Source organism: Streptomyces sp. NBC_01622 (assembly GCF_045209635.1).
In the GTDB taxonomy this organism is placed as follows: domain Bacteria; phylum Actinomycetota; class Actinomycetes; order Streptomycetales; family Streptomycetaceae; genus Streptomyces.
This window is the reverse complement of record NZ_CP109293.1, coordinates 8,279,294-8,298,567: the sequence shown is the minus strand read 5'-3', so window position 1 is coordinate 8,298,567 and position 19,274 is coordinate 8,279,294. Positions and strand designations below refer to the sequence as shown.

15 protein-coding genes are annotated in these 19,274 nt (G+C 71.1%); 4 read left to right on the top strand and 11 right to left on the bottom strand.

Going from position 1 to position 19,274, the window contains the following annotated elements; all coding sequences use genetic code 11:
* The 9 genes from murG to rsmH form a co-directional block, all read right to left on the bottom strand.
* Positions 1–1,092, bottom strand: coding sequence for an undecaprenyldiphospho-muramoylpentapeptide beta-N-acetylglucosaminyltransferase (gene murG / locus OH768_RS38405; protein WP_406460733.1), 1,092 nt, complete (start codon positions 1,090–1,092; stop codon positions 1–3).
* Positions 1,093–1,098: 6 nt separating this feature from the next.
* Positions 1,099–2,466, bottom strand: a complete 1,368-nt coding sequence (ftsW, locus tag OH768_RS38400) for a putative lipid II flippase FtsW (protein ID WP_365309908.1) — start codon at positions 2,464–2,466, stop codon at positions 1,099–1,101.
* Positions 2,467–2,487: 21 nt separating this feature from the next.
* Complete coding sequence (gene murD / locus OH768_RS38395) at positions 2,488–3,921, bottom strand: UDP-N-acetylmuramoyl-L-alanine--D-glutamate ligase (protein WP_406460731.1); 1,434 nt, start codon at positions 3,919–3,921, stop codon at positions 2,488–2,490.
* Positions 3,903–4,976 (bottom strand): phospho-N-acetylmuramoyl-pentapeptide-transferase, encoded by a 1,074-nt coding sequence (gene mraY / locus OH768_RS38390; RefSeq protein ID WP_359604966.1) that lies wholly within the window; start codon positions 4,974–4,976, stop codon positions 3,903–3,905. Before mraY ends, murD begins: the two co-directional genes overlap by 19 nt.
* Positions 4,973–6,379 (bottom strand): UDP-N-acetylmuramoyl-tripeptide--D-alanyl-D-alanine ligase, encoded by a 1,407-nt coding sequence (gene murF, locus OH768_RS38385; protein WP_406460729.1) that lies wholly within the window; start codon positions 6,377–6,379, stop codon positions 4,973–4,975. Before murF ends, mraY begins: the two co-directional genes overlap by 4 nt.
* Before the next feature lie 4 nt (positions 6,380–6,383).
* Positions 6,384–7,904: a UDP-N-acetylmuramoyl-L-alanyl-D-glutamate--2,6-diaminopimelate ligase gene (locus OH768_RS38380; protein ID WP_406460727.1), complete on the bottom strand. Its 1,521-nt coding sequence runs from the start codon at positions 7,902–7,904 to the stop codon at positions 6,384–6,386.
* 215 nt (positions 7,905–8,119) lie between these two features.
* Complete coding sequence (locus tag OH768_RS38375) at positions 8,120–10,090, bottom strand: peptidoglycan D,D-transpeptidase FtsI family protein (protein ID WP_406460725.1); 1,971 nt, start codon at positions 10,088–10,090, stop codon at positions 8,120–8,122.
* Positions 10,091–10,095: 5 nt separating this feature from the next.
* Positions 10,096–10,647 carry a hypothetical protein gene (locus OH768_RS38370; RefSeq protein WP_406460723.1) on the bottom strand — a complete coding sequence of 184 codons (552 nt, stop codon included), beginning with the start codon at positions 10,645–10,647 and terminating at the stop codon, positions 10,096–10,098.
* A gap of 30 nt (positions 10,648–10,677) precedes the next feature.
* Positions 10,678–11,634: a 16S rRNA (cytosine(1402)-N(4))-methyltransferase RsmH gene (gene rsmH, locus OH768_RS38365; RefSeq protein WP_406460722.1), complete on the bottom strand. Its 957-nt coding sequence runs from the start codon at positions 11,632–11,634 to the stop codon at positions 10,678–10,680.
* A 416-nt stretch (positions 11,635–12,050) separates the two neighbouring features.
* On the opposite strand from rsmH, the gene OH768_RS38360 reads away from it, so the two are divergent.
* The 4 genes from OH768_RS38360 (at position 12,051) to OH768_RS38345 (ending at position 17,607) form a co-directional block, all read left to right on the top strand.
* A complete protein-coding gene (locus OH768_RS38360) occupies positions 12,051–12,599 on the top strand; it encodes a beta-class carbonic anhydrase (protein ID WP_406460720.1) in 549 nt (182 codons plus the stop codon).
* A gap of 228 nt (positions 12,600–12,827) precedes the next feature.
* Positions 12,828–13,865, top strand: coding sequence for an AAA family ATPase (locus OH768_RS38355; RefSeq protein ID WP_406460719.1), 1,038 nt, complete (start codon positions 12,828–12,830; stop codon positions 13,863–13,865).
* Complete coding sequence (locus OH768_RS38350) at positions 13,865–15,229, top strand: DUF58 domain-containing protein (RefSeq protein WP_406460718.1); 1,365 nt, start codon at positions 13,865–13,867, stop codon at positions 15,227–15,229. The genes OH768_RS38355 and OH768_RS38350 overlap by 1 nt, the downstream gene beginning before the upstream one ends.
* Positions 15,226–17,607 (top strand): DUF3488 and DUF4129 domain-containing transglutaminase family protein, encoded by a 2,382-nt coding sequence (locus OH768_RS38345; RefSeq protein WP_406460716.1) that lies wholly within the window; start codon positions 15,226–15,228, stop codon positions 17,605–17,607. Before OH768_RS38350 ends, OH768_RS38345 begins: the two co-directional genes overlap by 4 nt.
* Positions 17,608–17,733: 126 nt before the next feature.
* Here OH768_RS38345 and OH768_RS38340 read toward each other — a convergent pair whose 3' ends face one another.
* Positions 17,734–18,129: a DUF3040 domain-containing protein gene (locus OH768_RS38340; protein ID WP_355922421.1), complete on the bottom strand. Its 396-nt coding sequence runs from the start codon at positions 18,127–18,129 to the stop codon at positions 17,734–17,736.
* A 277-nt stretch (positions 18,130–18,406) separates the two neighbouring features.
* Positions 18,407–19,177 (bottom strand): methyltransferase, encoded by a 771-nt coding sequence (locus OH768_RS38335; protein WP_019067768.1) that lies wholly within the window; start codon positions 19,175–19,177, stop codon positions 18,407–18,409.
* Positions 19,178–19,274: the final 97 nt, after the last annotated feature.

The following is a 19,274-nucleotide window of genomic DNA, read 5'->3' as shown; positions in this document are numbered from 1 at the left end:
CTAGCGGTGCCGCGAGGCGATCGCCTCGTACACCATGCCGACGAGCAGGTCGTCGGCGTCCCGGCGGCCGAACTCGCTTGCCGCGCGCGACATCTCGTACAGCCGGTGCGGGTCGGCGAGCACGGGCAGGACGTTGCCCTGGACCCACTCGGGCGTCAGTTCCGCGTCGTCGACCAGGAGTCCGCCGCCGGCCTTGACCACCGGCTGGGCGTTCAGCCGCTGTTCGCCGTTGCCGATGGGCAGCGGGACGTAGGCGGCCGGGAGTCCGACGGCGGAGAGTTCGGCGACGGTCATCGCGCCCGCGCGGCAGAGCATCATGTCGGCCGCGGCGTACGCGAGATCCATCCGGTCCACGTACGGTACCGGGATGTAGGGGGGCATCCCCGGCATCTGGTGCACCTGCGGCAGTTCGTTCTTCGGTCCGACCGCGTGCAGGATCTGGATTCCGGCCTGTTGGAGGTACGGCGCGACCCGCTCGACCACCTCGTTGAGGTGCCGGGCGCCCTGCGAGCCGCCGGAGACCAGCAGCGTCGGCAGGTTCGGGTCGAGGCCGAACGCGGCCCGGGCCTCGGGCCGTACGGCCGCGCGGTCCAGGAGGGCGATGGAGCGGCGCAGCGGGATGCCGATGTAACGGGCGCCCCGCAGCTTGCTGTCCGGGGTGGAGACGGCGACCTGGGCCGCGTAGCGCGAGCCGATCTTGTTGGCCAACCCGGGCCGGGCGTTGGCCTCGTGGATCACGATCGGCACACCGAGGCGCTTGGCGGCGAGGTAGCCGGGCAGCGCCACATAGCCGCCGAAGCCGACGACCGCGTCCGCCTTGGTGCGCTCCAGGATCTGCTCGGCGGCCTTGATCGTGCCGCGCAGCCGGCCCGGTACGGTGATCAGTTCCGGGGTGGGCTTGCGGGGCAGCGGTACGGCGGGGATCAGCGCGAGTTCGTAGCCCCGCTCGGGTACGAGGCGGGTCTCAAGGCCGCGTTCCGTGCCCAGCGCCGTGATCCCCACGGTGGGGTCCTGCCTGCGCAGGGCGTCCGCGAGGGCGAGCGCGGGCTCGATGTGGCCGGCGGTCCCCCCACCGGCGAGTACGACATGCACCGAAATTCACCGCTCTCCGGACGAACGCGCCGCCGAGGCACGCCGTCGCATCGTGTTCCATCTGCGGGGACTCCGGCCGGAACCGGGTCCCCTGGCCCCCCGTTTTCTACCAAAGCGGGGTTGCCGCATCGCAAGCGCCGCCCGCGCAGCGGGGTCGTCGCGCGCGAAGGCGATCAGCAACCCGATGGCGAACATGGTCGGCAGCAGGGCAGAACCCCCGTAGGAGAACAGCGGGAGCGGGACGCCGGCGATCGGCAGCAGGCCGAGCACCGCACCGATGTTGATCACCGCCTGAGCGATGATCCAGGTGGTCACGCCTCCCGCGGCATACCTCACGAAGGGGTCCTCCGTGCGTCCGGCCACGCGGATACCCGCATAGCCTAGAGCCGCGAAGAGGGCGAGGACCGACAGCGTCCCTGCCAGACCCAGTTCCTCACCGGTGACGGCGAAGATGAAGTCGGTGTGGGCTTCGGGGAGTTGACCCCATTTCTCCACACTCGCGCCGAGCCCGGAGCCGAAGATCCCGCCGGATGCGAGCGCGTAGATCCCGTGCACGGCCTGCCAGCAGTCGGCGACCCCGGTCTTGGGCTCGGTGGCGCCGATGCAGGCGAGCCGGGCCATGCGGTTGGGGCTGGTCTTGATGAGGATCACACCGATCGCGGCGGCGATCGACAGCACGCCGACGAAGAGCCGGGTCGGCGCTCCGGCCAGCCAGAGCAGGCCGAACAGGATCGCGGTGAGGATGATCGCCGTACCCATGTCGCCGCCGAGCATGATCAGCCCGAGCAGCATGAACGCGACCGGCACCAGCGGCACCAGCATGTGCTTCCACTGGGACAGCATCGCCTTGTCCTGCTTGCGGGCGAGCAGATCGGCGCCCCACAGGACGAGGGCCAGCTTGCCGAACTCGCTGGGCTGGATCTGGAAGGAGCCGCCGAGCGAGATCCAGTTGCGGTTGCCGTTGACCGACATCCCTATCCCCGGCAGCTGCACCAGCGCCATCATGAAGACGGCGCCCGCGAGGATCGGATAGGCCAGCGCCCGGTGCAGTTTGACCGGCATCCGCGAGGCGGCCAGCGCCAGCACCCCGCCGATGCAGGCGGCGAGAAACTGTTTGCGGAAGAAATACGAGCCGGGCAGCGACAGTTGGAGCGCCGTGATCTGGGAGGCCGAGTAGACCATCACCAGACCGAGCACGGTGATCAGCACGCTGCCGCCGGCGATCAGGTAGTAGGCGGTCAGCGGCCGGTCCCAGGCCCGGCGCGCGTTGGCGTACAACCGGCGTACGGGGTTGTCCCGTACGGTCCGTGCGGCGGCGGGACGTCTGGGGGTCCGCTGCTGCACGGGCGGCCGGCCGGTACGGCTACTGGGCATCAGCGCCTCCGCTCACGTCGGTCAGGCGCCGAGTTCGCGAACCGCCTGGGCGAACGCGTCACCGCGCTTGTTGTAGTTGGCGAACATGTCCATGGAGGCGCAGGCCGGGGCGAGCAGCACCGTGTCGCCGGCGGCGGCGAGCCGCTGTGCCTCCTGGACAGCCGCGAGCATCGCCCCAGTGTCGGTCCGGGCGAGGTCGACGACGGGTACTTCCGGCGCGTGTCGCGCCAGGGCTTCCCGGATGAGCGCACGATCGGCGCCGATCAGCACCACGCCCCGAAGTCGCTTTGCCGACTTGGCGACGAGCTCGTCGAAGGTGGCGCCCTTGGCGAGTCCGCCCGCGATCCACACGATCGACTCGTAGGCCGCCAACGAGGCTTCCGCCGCATGGGTGTTGGTGGCCTTGGAGTCGTCGATGTACGCGACACCGTCCACATCGGCCACGTGCGCGATGCGGTGCGCGTCGGGCGTGAAGGCCCGCAGCCCGTCCCGTACGGCCTTGGCGGGCACCCCGAAGGCGCGCGCGAGGGCAGCGGCGGCAAGGGCGTTGGCGATGTTGTGCGGGGCGGGCGGATTGACGTCGGAGATCTCCGCCAGCTCCTGCGCGTTCCGCTGCCGGTCCTCGACGAAGGCGCGGTCGACCAGGATGCCGTCCACGACGCCGAGTTGGGACGGCCCGGGCGAGCCCAGCGTGAACCCGATGGCCCGGCACCCCTCCTCGACGTCGGCCTCGCGGACCAGGTCCTCGGTGGCCTTGTCGGCGACGTTGTAGACGCAGGCGACCCGATTGCCTTCGTAGATACGGCCCTTGTCGGCGGCGTACGCCTCCATGGAGCCGTGCCAGTCGAGGTGATCGGGTGCCAGGTTCAGGACGACGGCGGAGTGGGCGCGCACGGAGGGCGCCCAGTGCAGCTGATAGCTCGACAGTTCGACGGCGAGGACGTCGTATTGCTCGTCCCCGAGTACGGCGTCGAGGACCGAGACCCCGATGTTTCCGACGGCGGCCGTGCGCAGGCCGCCCGCCTTCAGGATGGAGGCGAGCATCTGGACGGTGGTGGTCTTGCCGTTGGTGCCGGTGACTGCGAGCCAGGGGGCCGCTTCGGGGCCGCGCAGGCGCCAGGCGAGTTCTACGTCGCCCCAGATCTCGACGCCGGCTGCCCGGGCCGCCGTGAACAGCGGCTTGTCGGGCTTCCAGCCGGGGGTGGTGACGATCAGTTCGGTGCCGTCGGGCAGGGTCGCCCCGTCGCCGAGGCGCACGGTGATGCCGAGCGTCTCCAGGTCGGCCGCCTGGGCCCGGGAGCGCTCGTCGTCGCCGTCGTTGACGACCGTGACGAGCGCGCCGAGGCCGTGCAGGACCTTGGCTGCCGGGATGCCGGAGACACCGAGCCCGGCGACGGTGACGTGCTTGCCCTCCCAGGAGAGCCCCTGCCCATCGGTCACTTTTCCGCTGCCCATCCCGCGTAGAAGAGGCCCAGGCCGACGATCACGCAGATGCCCTGGATGATCCAGAAACGGACCACCACGAGCACTTCGGACCAGCCCTTGAGTTCGAAGTGGTGCTGGAGCGGGGCCATCCGGAAGACCCGCTTGCCGGTGAGCTTGAAGGAGCCGACCTGGATGACCACCGACATGGTGATGAGGACGAAGAGGCCACCCATGATGGCGACGAGCAGCTCGGTGCGGGAGAGGATCGCCAGACCGGTGAGGACACCGCCGAGGGCGAGTGAGCCCGTGTCACCCATGAAGATCTTGGCCGGCGAGGTGTTCCACCACAGGAAGCCCAGGCAGGCGCCCATCAGCGCGGAGGCGATGACCGCGAGGTCGAGCGGATCGCGCACTTCGTAGCAGGCGTTCGGGTTGGTCAGGGTCTGCGCGTTGGCGCAGGACTCCTGGAACTGCCAGACACCGATGAAAGTGTAGGCACCGAAGACCAGCACCGAGGCGCCGGTGGCCAGACCGTCCAGACCGTCCGTCAGGTTCACGCCGTTCGACATCGCGAGGATCATGAACAGCGCCCAGATCACGAACAGGATCGGGCCGATCTTCCAGCCGAAGTCCGTGATGAACGACAGCTTCGTGGAGGCCGGGGTGTTGCCGCGGGCGTCCTGGAACTGCAGGGCGAGCACCGCGAAGCTGATGCCGACGATCAGCTGACCGGCCATCTTCGCCTTGGCCCGCAGGCCCAGCGAACGCCGCTTGACGATCTTGATGTAGTCGTCGAGGAAACCGACCAGGCCCATGCCGACCATCAGACCGAGCACCAGCAGACCCGAATAGGTCGGCGCGTAGCCGGTGATGAGCTTGGACAGGAAGTACGCGGCGACCGTCGCGAAGATGAAGGCGATGCCGCCCATCGTCGGCGTACCGCGCTTCGCGGCGTGCTCGCGCGGCCCGTCGTCCCGGATGTACTGGCCGTAGCCCTTGCGGGCCAGCAGCTTGATCAGCAGCGGGGTGCCCACCAGGGTCAGGAACAGGCCGATGACTCCTGAGAACAGGATCTGCTTCATCATCGGGCGGCAACCTCACCCTCGGTACCGGCCTCGACGAGCGCCTGCGCCACGCTCTCCAGACCGACCGAACGGGACGCCTTCACGAGAACGACGTCTCCCGTGCGCAACTCGCTGCGCAACAGGTCGACCGCCGCCTGTGCGTCGGACACGTGCACCGACTCCTCACCCCACGAACCCTCGTTATATGCGCCCAGTTGCAGCCAGGACGCTTCCCTGCCCCCGACCGCGACGAGCTTGCCGACATTGAGCCGGACGGCGAGCCGTCCGACCGCGTCGTGCTCGGCGAGCGCCTCGTCCCCGAGCTCGGCCATCTTGCCGAGCACCGCCCAGGTCCGCCGCCCCTTGCCCATGGCCGCGAGCGCGCGCAAGGCGGCTCGCATGGACTCGGGGTTCGCGTTGTAGGCGTCGTTGACGATGGTCACGCCGTCCGGTCGCTCGGTGACCTCCATCCGCCAGCGGGAGAGGGAGCCCGCCTCGGAGAGCGCGGTGGCGATCTCGTCTGCGGACATGCCCAGCTCATGGGCGACGGCGGCCGCGGCGAGCGCGTTCGACACGTGGTGCTCACCGTACAGGCGCATGGTCACTTCGCTGCACCCGGAGGGTGTGTGAAGGCTGAAGGCGGGCTGTCCGCTGTCCGTGAGTCTCACGTTCTCGGCCCGTACGTCCGCTTCGCCGGACTCTCCGAAAAGGATCACCTTCGCCTTCGTACGGGATGCCATGGCCCGTACGAGCGGATCGTCGGCGTTGAGGATCGCGGCGCCATCCTCCGGGAGGGCCTCGACGAGTTCACCCTTTGCCTGCGCGATCTGCTCCCGGCCGCCGAACTCCCCGATGTGGGCGGTGCCGACGTTGAGGACGAGGCCGATCTTCGGGGGCGTCAGATCCGTGAGGTAGCGGATGTGACCGATCCCGCGGGCGCCCATCTCCAGGACGAGGAACCTCGTCTCGTCGGTGGCGCTCAGCGCGGTCAGCGGCAGCCCGATCTCATTGTTCAACGATCCCGGTGTGAACACTGTGGGCGCCTTGCGGGCGAGCACCTGGGCGATGAGGTCCTTGGTGCTGGTCTTGCCCGCCGAGCCGGTGAGGGCCACGAGGGTCGCGCCGAGCCGTCGTACGACATGGCGGGCGAGGGCGCCCAGGGCGCTCTGGACGTCGTCCACGACGATCGCGGGCACGCCGACCGGGCGGGACGCCAGGAGGGCCACCGCGCCCGCCTCGACGACCGCGTGTCCGAAGTCGTGGCCGTCGACGCGCTCGCCCACGAAGGCGACGAAGAGGCTGCCTGGTTGCACTTCCCTGGAGTCGCGGACCACCGGACCGGTGACCTGGACGGACGGATCCGGTATGTCGTGCGTCTGCCCGCCGACGACTTCTGCGATCTCGGCGAGGGAGAGGGCGATCACAAGTTCATCCCTGGGTCTTCTGGATAGCTTCGCGAAGCACCTGGCGGTCGTCGAAGGGACGGACCACTCCGGCGATGTCCTGGCCCTGCTCGTGGCCCTTGCCCGCGACCAGCACGGTGTCCCCCGGCCGCGCGCGGGCGACGGCGGCGGCGATGGCGGCGGCCCGGTCCTCGAAGACCTGGACCTCGCCGCGCTCGTGCGCCGGCACGGACGCCGCCCCCTGGAGCATGGTCGCGAGGATCGCGAGGGGGTCCTCGGAGCGGGGGTTGTCCGACGTCAGTACGGCGGTGTCGGCGAGCCGGGCGACCGCGGCGCCCATCGGCTCGCGCTTGGTCTTGTCCCGATCGCCGCCGCAGCCGAGCACGACGTGCACCTTGCCCTCGGTGACCTTGCGCAGCGCGCGCAGGACCGATTCGACGGCGTCCGTCTTGTGGGCGTAGTCGACGACCGCGAGATACGGCTGCCCGGCGTCCACGCGCTCCAGGCGCCCCGGCACGCCCGGCACCGCGGCGATGCCGTCGGCGGCGAGCTGCGGGTCGAGGCCCGCGGTGGCCAGGGCGGCGATCGCGGCGAGGGTGTTGGCCACGTTGAAGGAACCCGCGAGCGGCGATCTGGCGGTGATCAGCTCGCCCTTGGGGCCGACCGCGGTGAACGTCGAGTCCATCGGGCCGACTTGGACGTCCTCGGCGCGCCAGTCGGCGTCCGGGTGGCCCTCGGCGGAGTAGGTGACCACGGGGACCGTGGCCTCGGCGGCGAGCCTGCGGCCGTACTCGTCGTCGAGGTTGACCACGCCCTGCCGGCTGCGCAGCGGGGTGAACAACTGCGCCTTGGCCTGGAAGTAGTCCTCCATGCCCGAGTGGAACTCCATGTGTTCCGGGCTGAGGTTGGTGAAGACCGCGATGTCGAAGATGCAGGCGTCGACCCGGCCGAGGACCAGTGCGTGGCTGGAGACCTCCATGGCGACCGCGTCGACCCCACGCTCGCGCATGACCGCGAACAGGGCCTGGAGATCGGTGGCTTCGGGGGTCGTCCGCTCCGACTTCATGCGCTCGTCGCCGATGCGGGTCTCGACCGTGCCGATCAGACCGGTGGACCGGACCGTTTTCAGGCCGCCCTCGACGAGGTACGCGGTGGTCGTCTTCCCGGAGGTGCCGGTGATGCCGATCTGGAGCAGATCGCGGCCGGGGTGGCCGTAGATGGTGGCCGCCAGCTCGCCCATCTGCCCGCGCGGATCGGCCACGACCAGCACCGGCAGGCCGGTCGCGGTCGCGCGGTCGGCGCCTGCCGGGTCCGTCAGGACTGCGACGGCACCGAGGCCGGCCGCCTGGGTCACGAAGTCGGCGCCGTGCACACGGGCGCCGGGCAGCGCGGCGTACAGGTCGCCGGGGCGGACGGCGCGCGAGTCATGGGTGATGCCCGTGACCTCGGCGGTCGACACCGGCGCGGTGGCGCCCAGTTGGTCGGAGAGTTCCGCGAGGGGTGTGGCGGAGAGCTGCGCCGGCCTGGGCGGCCCCGGGTATGTCACGGATGCGCCCTTCTGGGGGGTTTGGGACTGATCGGCGGATGGCACGGCGGTGAGCGTACCGGGCGCACCCGCCTCGGAGCCAAAGAGGTGCCCGCGCGCAGCGCGGTCCTGCAAGGGTGGTGGTGGGCGACGGGTGGGCGAGGGGCGGGGCTCGCCCTGGTTCCCGGACTGGGAGGTGATCATGGTCACGGATCGGTTCCTGGCTGTTGCGCTGATCAGGGAGTGAAGGTCACGGGCAGGTTCGCGGCCTTCGCCCCGGTGGGCGGGACCTGGAGGGTCTTGAGGGCGAACTCCATCACCTGCTTGTAGATCGGTCCGCAGATCTGACCGCCGAAGTAGCTTCCGCTGGTGGCGTTCTGGATCGCGCAGTAGACGGTGATGCGGGGGTTGTCGGCGGGCGCGAACCCGGCGAACGACGAGGTGTAGCCCTTGTACTTGCCGGTGGCCGGATCCACGCGGTTGGCGGTACCGGTCTTGCCCGCGACCCGGTACCCCGGAATCGCGGCCTTACCACCCGTGCCCTGCTCGTCGTCCACCACGGACTCCAGCATCTGGGCGAGGGTCTTCGCCGTCTTCGCACTGATGACCCGGGTCTTCTTGGGCGCGGCGGCCGGTGTGAAGCGACCGTCGGGGCCCTTCGTGCCGCGCACCAGGGTGGGCTCGACGCGGACTCCGCCGTTGGCGACCGTCGAGTAGACGGAGGCCGCCTGAAGCGCGTTGAGGGACATGCCCTGGCCGAAAGGAATCGTGTACTGCTGCGAGGTCGACCACTTGTCGGGGGTCGCGAGGATGCCCTTCGTCTCACCGGGGAAGTCGAGCCCGCTGTAGGTGCCGATGCCGAACTTGTGCAGATACGAGTACAGGACCTCGTTGGCCTGCGCCTGCGTCTTGCCGAGCTGGCCGGCCGCCTCGATGGTGCCGATGTTGCTGGACTTGGCGAGGACGCCGTTGAGCGTGAGGTTCCAGGTCGCGTGGTCGACGTCGTCCTGGAAGAGCCGGTCGCCGCGGTGCAGCCGGTTCGGCACGACGACATGCGTCAGCGGGGTGGCCACGTTCTCCTGGAGTACGGCGGCCATCGTCATGACCTTGGCGGTGGAACCGGGCTCGTAGGCGTCCTGGAGGGCCGCGTTGCCCAGGGAGGCCGCGTTGGCCTGCGCGAGGTCGTTCGGGTCGAAGCCGGGCGCGTTGGCCATGGCGAGGATCTCTCCGGTGCGGGTGTCCTGCACTATCACGTACCCGCGGTCCGCCTTCGACTTCCTCACCTGCTCCGTGATGGCGTTCTGCGCGGCCCACTGGATGTCGCGGTCGATGGTCAGCTCGACGTCGGAACCGGGCACGGCGGGCGTCTCCGTGGAGCCCGCGGTGGGCACCTGGAGGCCGCCGGACTGGGCGTAGCGGACCTTGCCGTCCTTGCCGGTCAGGTCCTTGTTCAACTGCTGCTCGACCCCGCCGCCGCCCTTGCCGTCGGCGTTGACCCAGCCCAGTATCCCGGCGGCGAGATCACCGTTCGGGTACACGCGCTTGGTGGTGGGGACGGCGAGGACACCGGCAAGGACGTTGACCGTGGTCGGGTCGGTTCCGGACTTGGTGGTGAGCGCGCTCTTCAGGTCCTTGATCTGCTTCCAGACCTGTGGGGTCTGCCGGTTGGCGAGCACCACGTAGCGCAGGTTCTTGTTCGCGGGCCTGAGCTTCTTGACGATCGAGGCCTGGTCCACACCGAGGATCGGGGCCAGGAGGGCCGCCGCCTGCTCCGGCCCGTCGTCGATCTTCAGCTGCTTGCGGGTGAACAGCGTCGGGTCGGCGGTGATCGTGTACGCGTCCACGCTGGTCGCGAGGGCCACCCCGGAGCGGTCGGTGATCTCACCGCGCTCGGCGGCCAGGACGTAGTCGACGTACCGGTTCTGCGCGGCCTTGGCGGCGTACGCGCTCGCGTCGACGGCCTGCACCTGGAGCAGCCGTACGACGAACGCGATCAGGACGAGGGTCAGCGCGAGGCTGATCATCCGCAGCCGGGGGCGGGGGCTGCCGAGTCGGAGGGAGCGCGGGCCTCCCGGGCGAGCGGCAGGAGGGGCCGATGCCGGGCGGCGGGCCGGGCGGGCGCCGGGCCCGGGGCGGCGCCGGGCATCGGGCCGTTCGGGCCTGGCCGGTCCGGGCACTCGGCGGCGCGGCGGTTCCCTGTCGGACACTTCCGTCACCTGCCGGGTGTAGTCGGGGTGGAGGACTGAACTGTCGAGGACTGCACGGGCGGTACGGACCGGGCCGGGGTGGGGGTGGTCACGGGTGCCGCCGCTCCGGCCGCGCGGGTCGGGCTCGGGCTCGGCCTGCTGATGAGGGCCTCCGGGGCGCGGACCACCGGTGTGTCCGCCGAGGTCTTCTCGGCGGTGGCCTGCTCGGGGACACCCTTCACGGTGCCGTTCGGGTCGAGGAAGGCGGGGTCTCCCCCGGGCACCATGCCGAGCTCGTGGGCGCGACGCTGGAGGGCGTCGGGGGCGGAGTAGGCGTCGATGTCCCGCTGAAGGGCCTGTTCCTCGTCGGTGAGGCTCTTCGTCTGCTTCTGGAGGTCGTCCAGCTTGAACTGCCCTTCGCTGAGCGCGGAGTTCAGCACGAGCAGCCCGATCAGGCCGCCGCCGAGGAGGAGCACGACAAGGAGGACGAACGGGGTACGGGCCGCCCGTCCCGGGCCGGTCGGGAAGAGCCGCGCGAGCCGGGCGGCCCTGCCCCTCAGTTCGGGTTTCCTACTCACTCACGCACCCCGCACCGACTTGGTACGTACTCACCCGATGTCCTCCCTGATGCGCTCGGCCCCCCGCAGCCGCGCGGGTGCCGCCCGCCGGTTCTCGGCGACCTCTTCCTCGGTGGGAAGTTCGGCACCGCGCGTCAGGAGCTTGAGCCGGGGCTGGTACTGCTCGGGCACCACCGGCAGTCCAGGGGGCGCGGTATTGGCGGCGCCGGCCGCGAACACCTGCTTCACCAGGCGGTCTTCGAGCGAGTGGTACGACAGGACGGCGATCCGGCCGCCCACGGCAAGGGACTTCACGGCGGCGGGAATCGCCCGCTCCAGGACGGACAGTTCGCCGTTGACCTCGATGCGCAGCGCCTGGAAGGTGCGCTTGGCCGGGTTGCCGCCGGTGCGCTTGGCGGCCTGGGGCAGCGAGTCGCGGATCAGCTCGACGAGCCGCGCGCTGTTGCTGAACGGCTCCTTGTCGCGTTCCCGTACGACCGCCGACACGATCCGCTTGGCCTGCTTCTCCTCGCCGTACGCCCGCAGGATGCGGACGAGTTCGCCCGCCGGGTAGGTGTTGAGGACCTCGGCGGCGCTGATGCCGGCCGTCTGGTCCATCCGCATGTCGAGGGGCGCGTCCTGGGCGTAGGCGAAGCCGCGGTCGGCCTCGTCCAGTTGCATGGAGGAGACGCCGAGGTCGAACAGAACGCCCTCCACGCGCGCGTGGCCGAGCCGCTCCAGTACGTCGGGCAGCTCGTCGTAGACGGCGTGCACGAGGGTGGCGCGTTCCCCGAAGGGGGCGAGGCGCTCGCCGGAGAGGCGCAGGGCCTCCTTGTCGCGGTCGAGGGCGACGAGGCGGGCCTCGGGGAAGCGCGCGAGCAGTGCCTCGCTGTGGCCGCCGAGGCCGAGGGTGCAGTCGACGACCACCGCTCCCGGCCGCTCCAGGGCGGGTGCCAACAGGTCCAGGCACCGCTGGAGCATCACCGGGACGTGTCGACTGTTGCTCAAGGGGCCCTCTCAGGTCCGGCGGGCCCGTACGCACCGCCGGGTCCCCGCCCGCTCAGGAAGGGGAAGGCCTGCCGGCGCCGGAAGCGTCAGCCGACCGGGAGCGGGAGGAGGCCGAGCCGTACGTACGCGCCGCGCACGTGGGGAGAATCCGGAAAGTCGCCGGGGTCTCCGGGAAAAGTCCAGCAGGGAGGCCTCGCCTCCCGCTTCGCGCAACTTTAGTCCACGCTGTCTCACGGTCAATCAACCGGCCTGCGCGTCGCGGACCGGGGCGCGTGCGAAGCCTCAAAACGGGAAGAATCACCCACGCAGGCGCACCCCCGCCACCCGTGTGGGTTACCTCACAAGAGGACACAATGACGCTCTTTTTCCCATCCCGCGCCAAGACCGCACCGCCGGTGACCAGTACCGTCATAGGTATGACGACCTCCGCATCCGTACCCACAGAGTCCGAAGGCGCCATAACAGACGGCGGGACCGTGACGGACCGCCTCGTCGAGGCCAACGGGCAGTACGCCGCCGCGTTCACCGATCCCGGGATGGACGCCCACCCCGTCCTCCAGGTGGCCGTCGTGGCCTGCATGGACGCCCGTCTCGACCTGCACGCGGCGCTCGGCCTCCAACTCGGCGACTGCCACACCATCCGCAACGCGGGCGGTGTCGTCACCGACGACGTCATCCGCTCCCTCACCATCAGCCAGCGGGCGCTCGGCACCCGCAGCATCGTGCTCATCCACCACACCGGCTGCGGCCTGGAGTCCCTCACCGAGGAGTTCCGGCACGACCTGGAGATGGAGGTCGGCCAGCGCCCCGCCTGGGCCGTGGAGGCCTTCCGGGACGTGGAGCAGGACGTACGGCAGTCCATGCAGCGTGTGCGCACCTCGCCGTTCCTGCTGCACACTGATGATGTGCGCGGCTTCGTGTTCGACGTGAAGTCGGGTCTGCTGCGCGAGATCGACCCCGCCTGACGCACCGGCCCGCCCCGAAAAGCTCGCGCCTCGGACCGCCCAAAGGGTCGTAAGACCCGACAAAGCGAAGGCAGTTGTCCACAGGCGAGTGACACGAACCGGTAACGGCAACAAGAATGCGGGTGTGGCGTCACGCGGAACTTTTCCCGCGTGCCGTCCGTGTTTCGGGGTGGGCCGGTCCGCAGTGCGTGCGCCGGCCCATGGAAAGAACGGGCCGAGGAGGGCCGGGTGACGACCTATGACGATCGAGCGAGCCTTACAGATCTGACCGCCACTGTGGAGCGAGTCCGCAGTTCGGTGGAAGGAGTGATCGAGGGCAAGCCCGAGGTCGTACGGCTTTCGCTGACCGTGCTGCTCGCCGAGGGACATCTTCTGATCGAGGACGTTCCGGGCGTGGGCAAGACAATGCTGGCCAAGGCGCTGGCACGGTCGATCGACTGTTCGGTGCGGCGAATCCAGTTCACGCCAGACCTGCTGCCCTCGGACATCACAGGTGTGTCCATCTGGGACCAGCAGCAGCGGGACTTCGAGTTCAAACCGGGCGCCATCTTCGCGCAGATCGTGATCGGCGACGAGATCAACCGCGCCTCGCCGAAGACGCAGTCCGCGCTCCTGGAGTCCATGGAGGAGCGCCAGGTCACCATCGACGGCCAGACCTACGAGCTGCCCAGCCCCTTCATGGTGGTCGCCACGCAGAACCCGGTCGAGATGGAGGGCACCTATCCGCTCCCCGAGGCCCAGCGCGACCGCTTCATGGCCCGGGTCTCCATCGGCTATCCCAGCGCGGAGGCCGAGCTGCAGATGCTGGACATCCACGGCGGGGTGAACCCGCTGGACGACCTCCAGCCCGTGGCCCACGCGCACGACATCGTCAAGCTGGTCGAGGCGGTCCGCGGCGTCCATGTCGCCGACGCGGTGCGCAGATACGCGGTGGACCTGGTCTCCGCCACGCGCACCCACCCCGACCTCAGACTCGGCGCCTCCCCGCGCGCGACGCTGCATCTGCTGCGCGCGGCCAAGGCGTCCGCCGCCCTGAGCGGCCGTGAGTACGCGCTGCCGGACGACATCCAGGCGCTCGCGGTCGCGGTCCTGGCCCACCGCCTGCTGCCCACCGCCCAGGCCCAGCTGAACCGGCGTACGGCGGAGCAGGTCGTCCAGGAGATCCTGCAGCGCACCCCCGTGCCCGCGGCGCCGCCGCAGCAGAGCAGCTTCGGCATGGGCCGCGGCACTGCGTCCTACGGCGAGCAGCCGCCCCGGAGGCTGTGATGGCCGTAGGGGGGCCGGGGGTCCCGGAACCCGAGCGGGACGAGAAGGGCGGTGTCCGCACGGCCCTGGCGGGGCTGACCACCCGCGGCCGCTCTTTCCTGGCCGCCGGTATCGCGGCGGCCGTCTGCGCGTACGTCCTGGGGCAGGGCGATCTGCTCCGGGTCGGACTGCTGCTGGCCGTGCTGCCCCTGGTCTGTGCGACCGTGCTCTACCGCACCCGGTACCGGGTCGCCGGCAGCCGCCGGCTCTCCCCCGCGCGCGTGCCCGCCGGCAGCGAGGCCCGCGTCCATCTGCGGATGGACAACGTCTCGCGGCTGCCCACGGGCCTGCTGATGCTCCAGGACCGGGTGCCGTACGTGCTCGGCCCGCGCCCCCGGTTCGTCCTGGACCGGGTGGAGGCGGGCGGCCGACGCGAGGTGTCCTACCGGGTCCGCTCCGATCTGCGCGGCCGCTATCCCCTGGGCCCGCTGCAGCTGCGGCTGACGGACCCGTTCGGGATGTGCGAACTGACCCGCTCCTTCTCGACGTTCGACACCCTGACCGTGATCCCGCGCGTGGAGGCCCTGCCCCAGGTCCGCCTCAGCGGCGAGGCCAAGGGGTACGGCGACGGACGCAACCGCTCGCTGGCCCTGGCCGGCGAGGACGACGTGATCCCGCGCGGCTACCGCTACGGCGACGACCTGCGCCGCGTGCACTGGCGCTCCACCGCCCGCTACGGCGAGCTGATGGTGCGCCGCGAGGAGCAGCCGCAGCGCGCCCGCTGCACGGTGCTCCTCGACACCAGGGGCATCGCCTTCGCGGGCCAGGGCCCGGACTCGGCCTTCGAGTGGGCCGTCTCGGGCGCCGCCTCCGTCCTGGTGCACATGCTGGAACGGGGCTTCTCCGTACGGCTGTTGACCGACACCGGCAACTCGGTGCCTGGCGAGGGCGCCGACGGGTTCGCGGGCGCGAGCCAGGGGTCGGCGGACGCGGCCGGGCTGATGATGGACACCCTCGCGGTGATCGACCACTCGGACGGCGCCGGCCTGTCCCGGGCCTACGACCTGCTGCGCGGCGGAAACGAAGGGTTGCTGGTGGCCTTCTTCGGCGACCTCGACGAGGAACAGGCGGCGATCGTCGCCCGGATGCGGCAGCGCAGCGGGGGCGCCCTCGCCTTCGTGCTGGACAGCGGCGGCTGGGTGCGCGAGCCGACCGACGTACCCGGGCCGGAGAACGAGCAGGAGGAGCGGCTGCGGATGCTGCGCGACGCGGGCTGGACCGCCGTGGGCGTACCGCGCGGCGCGTCCCTGACCGAGCTGTGGCGGCAGGCCGACCGGGAGCGCAACGGCATCACCGCGGCCGGTCTCGGGGAGGGATGGGGATGAGCGGGCGGGCACGACTGGCGCTCTGCGCCTGGGCGGCGACGATGCTGGCGTCCACCGCGCTGATCCCCCTGGTCTCCCCGGCGATCTGGATCTTCCAGGCCGGCTTCATGCTGGCGATCCAGGCCGGGGTGGGCGCGGCGACCCGGCGGGTCCCGCTGGCCCGGCCGCTGACCGTCGCGGCGCAGGCCCTGGTCACGCTGCTGATGCTGACCCTGGTCTTCGCGCGGGCGCAGGCCTTCGCCGGGATCGTCCCGGGCCCCGAGACCTTCCAGCACTTCGGCGATCTGCTGCAGCAGGGCTCCGACGACGTCTCCCGGTACGCGATCCCGGCACCGCTGCACGACGGCATCCGACTGATGATCATCGGCGGTGTGCTGGTGATCGGCCTCGCGGTGGACACGCTCGCGGTCACCTTCCGCAGCGCGGCCCCGGCCGGGCTGCCGCTGCTCGCCCTGTACTCGGTGGCCGCCGGGCTGTCGAACAGCGGCTACGACTGGCTGTGGTTCCTGTTCGCGGCGGCGGGCTATCTGATGCTGCTGCTGTCCGAGGGCCGGGACCGGCTCGCCCAGTGGGGCCGGGTCTTCGGCGGGGCGCCACGCACCGCCCCGGGCTCGGACTCCTCCGGGCCGCTCGCCCCGGTCCGCACCGGACGGCGGATCGGCGCGGTCGCGGTGGCCATCGCCCTGCTGCCGCTGCCCACCATCTCGGGCGGTCTGCTGGACGCCGCCGGGACCGGTGTGGGCGCGGGCACCGGGGGCGGCGGCACGATCTCCGCGGTCAACCCGCTGGTCTCGCTGCGCGACAGCCTGAACGTGGACGAGAACCGCCAGGTCCTGTCCCTGCGCACCGACTCGAACGACCTCTCGGACATGTATCTGCGGATCGTGTCCCTGGACGACTTCGACGGCATCACCTGGAAGCCGTCGCAGCGGCACATCGAAGGCGTGCCGGACACGTTCCCCACGCCGACCGGTCTCGGCGCCGACGTCAAGCGCTCGAAGATCACGACCCGGATCTCGGCCGCGGACTGGTACGCCCAGGACTGGCTGCCGATGCCGTACCCGCCCAGCGGCGTGAACATCGACGGCAGCTGGCGCTACGAGCCCGTGGGCATGACGGTCGTGGGCGACCACGGCCAGAACACGCGGGGGGTGACATACACGGTCACCAGCCTGGACGTGGAGCCGACCGCGGAGCAGCTGGCCACCGCGCCGGCACCGTCGAAGGCCCTGGAGACCCAGTACACCAAGGTGCCGAACTCGCTGCCGGCGGTGGTGGCCCAGACCGCCCGCCGGGTCACCGCGGGCTCGGCCAACGCGTACGAGCAGGCGGTCAAGCTCCAGGACTACTTCGCGGTGACCGGCGGCTTCCAGTACGACACCCAGGTGGACGTCGGTACCGGCCGCAACGCGATAGCGAAGTTCCTCAAGGACAAGCAGGGTTTCTGCGTCCACTTCTCCTTCGCGATGGCGGCGATGGCCCGCACCCTGGGCATCCCGGCCCGGGTCGCGGTGGGCTTCGCACCCGGCACCCCGGAGGCGAACCAGACCGTGTCGGTGGGCCTGAAGGACGCGCACGCCTGGCCCGAGCTGTACTTCGAGGGCATCGGCTGGACCCGCTTCGAGCCGACCCCCAACCGGGGCTCGGTGCCGTCGTACACCCAGTCGACCACCCCAGGCAGCGACATCCCTGACCCGGCCGGCTCCTCGGCCGCGGCGAGCTCCGCGCCCTCGGCCGCCCCCTCGGCGAGCGAGAGCTGCACGGCCCAGCTGAAGAAGGTGGAGGGCTGCGAGAGCCAGGCCCCGGCGCTCGCGGCGGGCGACGACGGCAGGGGCCCGTGGTGGTATCTGCGGATGTCGCTGCTGGGCCTGGGCGCACTGCTGCTGCTGACGGTCCCGTTCTCGCCGATGCTGTGGCGGGCCCGGACGCGCTCGGTACGGCTGGGCGCGCACGGCCGTACGGCGGCTGACGCGGCCATGCACACGCTGGCGGTCTGGGAGGAACTGACCGATACGGCCTGGGACTTCGGGATCTCACCGGACGATTCGCTGACCCCGCGCAAGGCCGCCGCCCGGATCGTGCGGCTCGGGCATCTCGATCCGCCGACCGCCACCTCGGTGCACCGGGTGGCGGACGCCGTGGAGCAGGTCCTCTACGCCCCCAGGCCGCAGCCGGCGGCGGGGCTCGCGCAGGACGTGCGCCGGGTGGTCGTCGGTTTCCAGGACACGGCAAGCCGCTCCACGCGACTGCGCGCGGTGATCGCCCCGCGCTCGACCGTCCGGGTGGTGTGGGCGCTGTCGGCCTGGTGGGCGTCCGTGACAGCGCGGGCGGCGGCGATCCGGCCGACTCTGCGCAAGCCCTCGGGACAGCAGGGCTGATGCCCTGGCCCCTCCGCGGAAGCGGCGGAGGGGCCAGGGCATACGGGAGGGGGTGACCACCGGTTCGGTGGTCACCCCCTCACTCGTGTTCTGGGGCGCCTCGCGTCGTGCGGAGCCGGGCCGCCGTTACTGGCCCTGTTGCTCGTCGCGGCGGCGCTGCCAGCGCTGCTCGATACGATCCATGACCGAGCGCCGCTGCCGTCCCTGGCGGCGGGCGTGCGGAGCGCCCGCGGCGGGCTGTTCGCCAGGCTTCGGAGCCTTGCGCCAGCCGGTCACGGCGAGTACCGCACAGCCCAGCATGACGAGGAATCCCACCACGCTGACCCAAATCTGCTGTGCGACCATTCCTGCCATGAGGAGCGCAATACCTACGAGGAAGCCGGCCACCGCCTGGTAGACCCGTCGCCGGGTGTACGTGCGCAGCCCGCTTCCCTCAAGCGCTGTCGCGAACTTGGGATCTTCGGCGTACAGCGCTCGCTCCATCTGCTCGAGCATTCGCTGCTCGTGCTCCGAGAGCGGCACGGAGTCCTCCTCATCGTGCAGTCGCCGGGGCGACCCGGGGGGTCCCTTCAGGATAGGCAGGGAATCGCCCCCGTGAAACCCGCCCCTCTACGCCAATTGACCAACCGGAATCCGCCATGGCCGTTCCGGCTCGCTGAAGCTTCCATTCCCCAGCTGCCGTCCCGTCATGCCGGGCGGTCTCCCTCGATCATACGGCGCCGGGCCCGCGATCGGGGGGCCTGTGGCGTACTCCATGTGCGGCCGAGCCCCTGATCAGGGCTCCGTCGCGGGAGGCCACTCACGCCTCCCCGGCACCCCGCGTCTCGCCGAGCACATGAAGCTGCGTGGCCACGGAGTGGTACGCCGGGAGCTCGGCCGCCGCGGCCTCCAGCTTCAGCAGCGCGTCCAGGGCGCCGGGCTCGGTGTCCACGAGCACACCGGGAACCAGGTCGGCGAAGACCCGCACCCCGTGCACGGCGCCGACGTCGAGGCCCGCGCCCTCGACGAACGCGGTGAGCTGCTCGGCGGTGAAGCGGTGCGGGACGGGGTCGGCGGCGCCCCAGCGGCCGTTCGGGTCGGCGAGGGCCTGGCGGGCCTCCGTGAAGTGGCCGGCGAGGGCGCGCGCGAGGACGGCACCGCCGAGTCCGGCGGCGAGCAGGCTGAGGACGCCCTCGGGGCGCAGCGCGGCCACCACCGTGCGGACACCCTCGGCGGGGTCCTCGACGTACTCCAGGACTCCGTGGCACAGCACCGCGTCGTAGCCGCCGCGCTCGACCACGTCGAAGAGGCCGTGCGCGTCGCCCTGGACGCCCTTCACGCGGTCGGCGACACCGGCCTCGGCGGCGCGGCGCTCCAGCGCGAACAGCGCGTTCGGGCTGGGGTCGACGACGGTGACCCGGTGGCCGAGGCGGGCGACGGGCACCGCGAAGTTGCCGCTGCCCCCTCCGGTGTCGAGGACGTCCAGCGCGTCCCGACCCGTGGCCTTGACCCGGCGGTCGAGGGCGTCCTGCAGGACGTCCCAGACCACGGCGGTACGGAGGGAGGCGCGGGGGCGGCTCGGGTCCGACACGGCAGTTGACTCCTCGGCGCGGCACCGCCTGTGCACGGCGGAGCGAACGGGCTGCCTCCCCGGCCCGGAGGCGGGCGGAGGGAGGGCTTCAGGCGCC

Excerpts from the sequence above, each read along its gene's own strand:
- OH768_RS38345 (WP_406460716.1), top strand. The coding sequence starts at position 15,226 with ATGAGCGGGCGGGCACGACTGGCGCTCTGCGCCTGGGCGGCGACGATG.
- ftsW (WP_365309908.1), bottom strand. The coding sequence starts at position 2,466 with ATGCCCAGTAGCCGTACCGGCCGGCCGCCCGTGCAGCAGCGGACCCCC.
- OH768_RS38350 (WP_406460718.1), top strand. The coding sequence starts at position 13,865 with ATGGCCGTAGGGGGGCCGGGGGTCCCGGAACCCGAGCGGGACGAGAAG.
- OH768_RS38360 (WP_406460720.1), top strand. The coding sequence starts at position 12,051 with ATGACGACCTCCGCATCCGTACCCACAGAGTCCGAAGGCGCCATAACA.
- mraY (WP_359604966.1), bottom strand. The coding sequence starts at position 4,976 with ATGATGAAGCAGATCCTGTTCTCAGGAGTCATCGGCCTGTTCCTGACC.
- murD (WP_406460731.1), bottom strand. The coding sequence starts at position 3,921 with ATGGGCAGCGGAAAAGTGACCGATGGGCAGGGGCTCTCCTGGGAGGGC.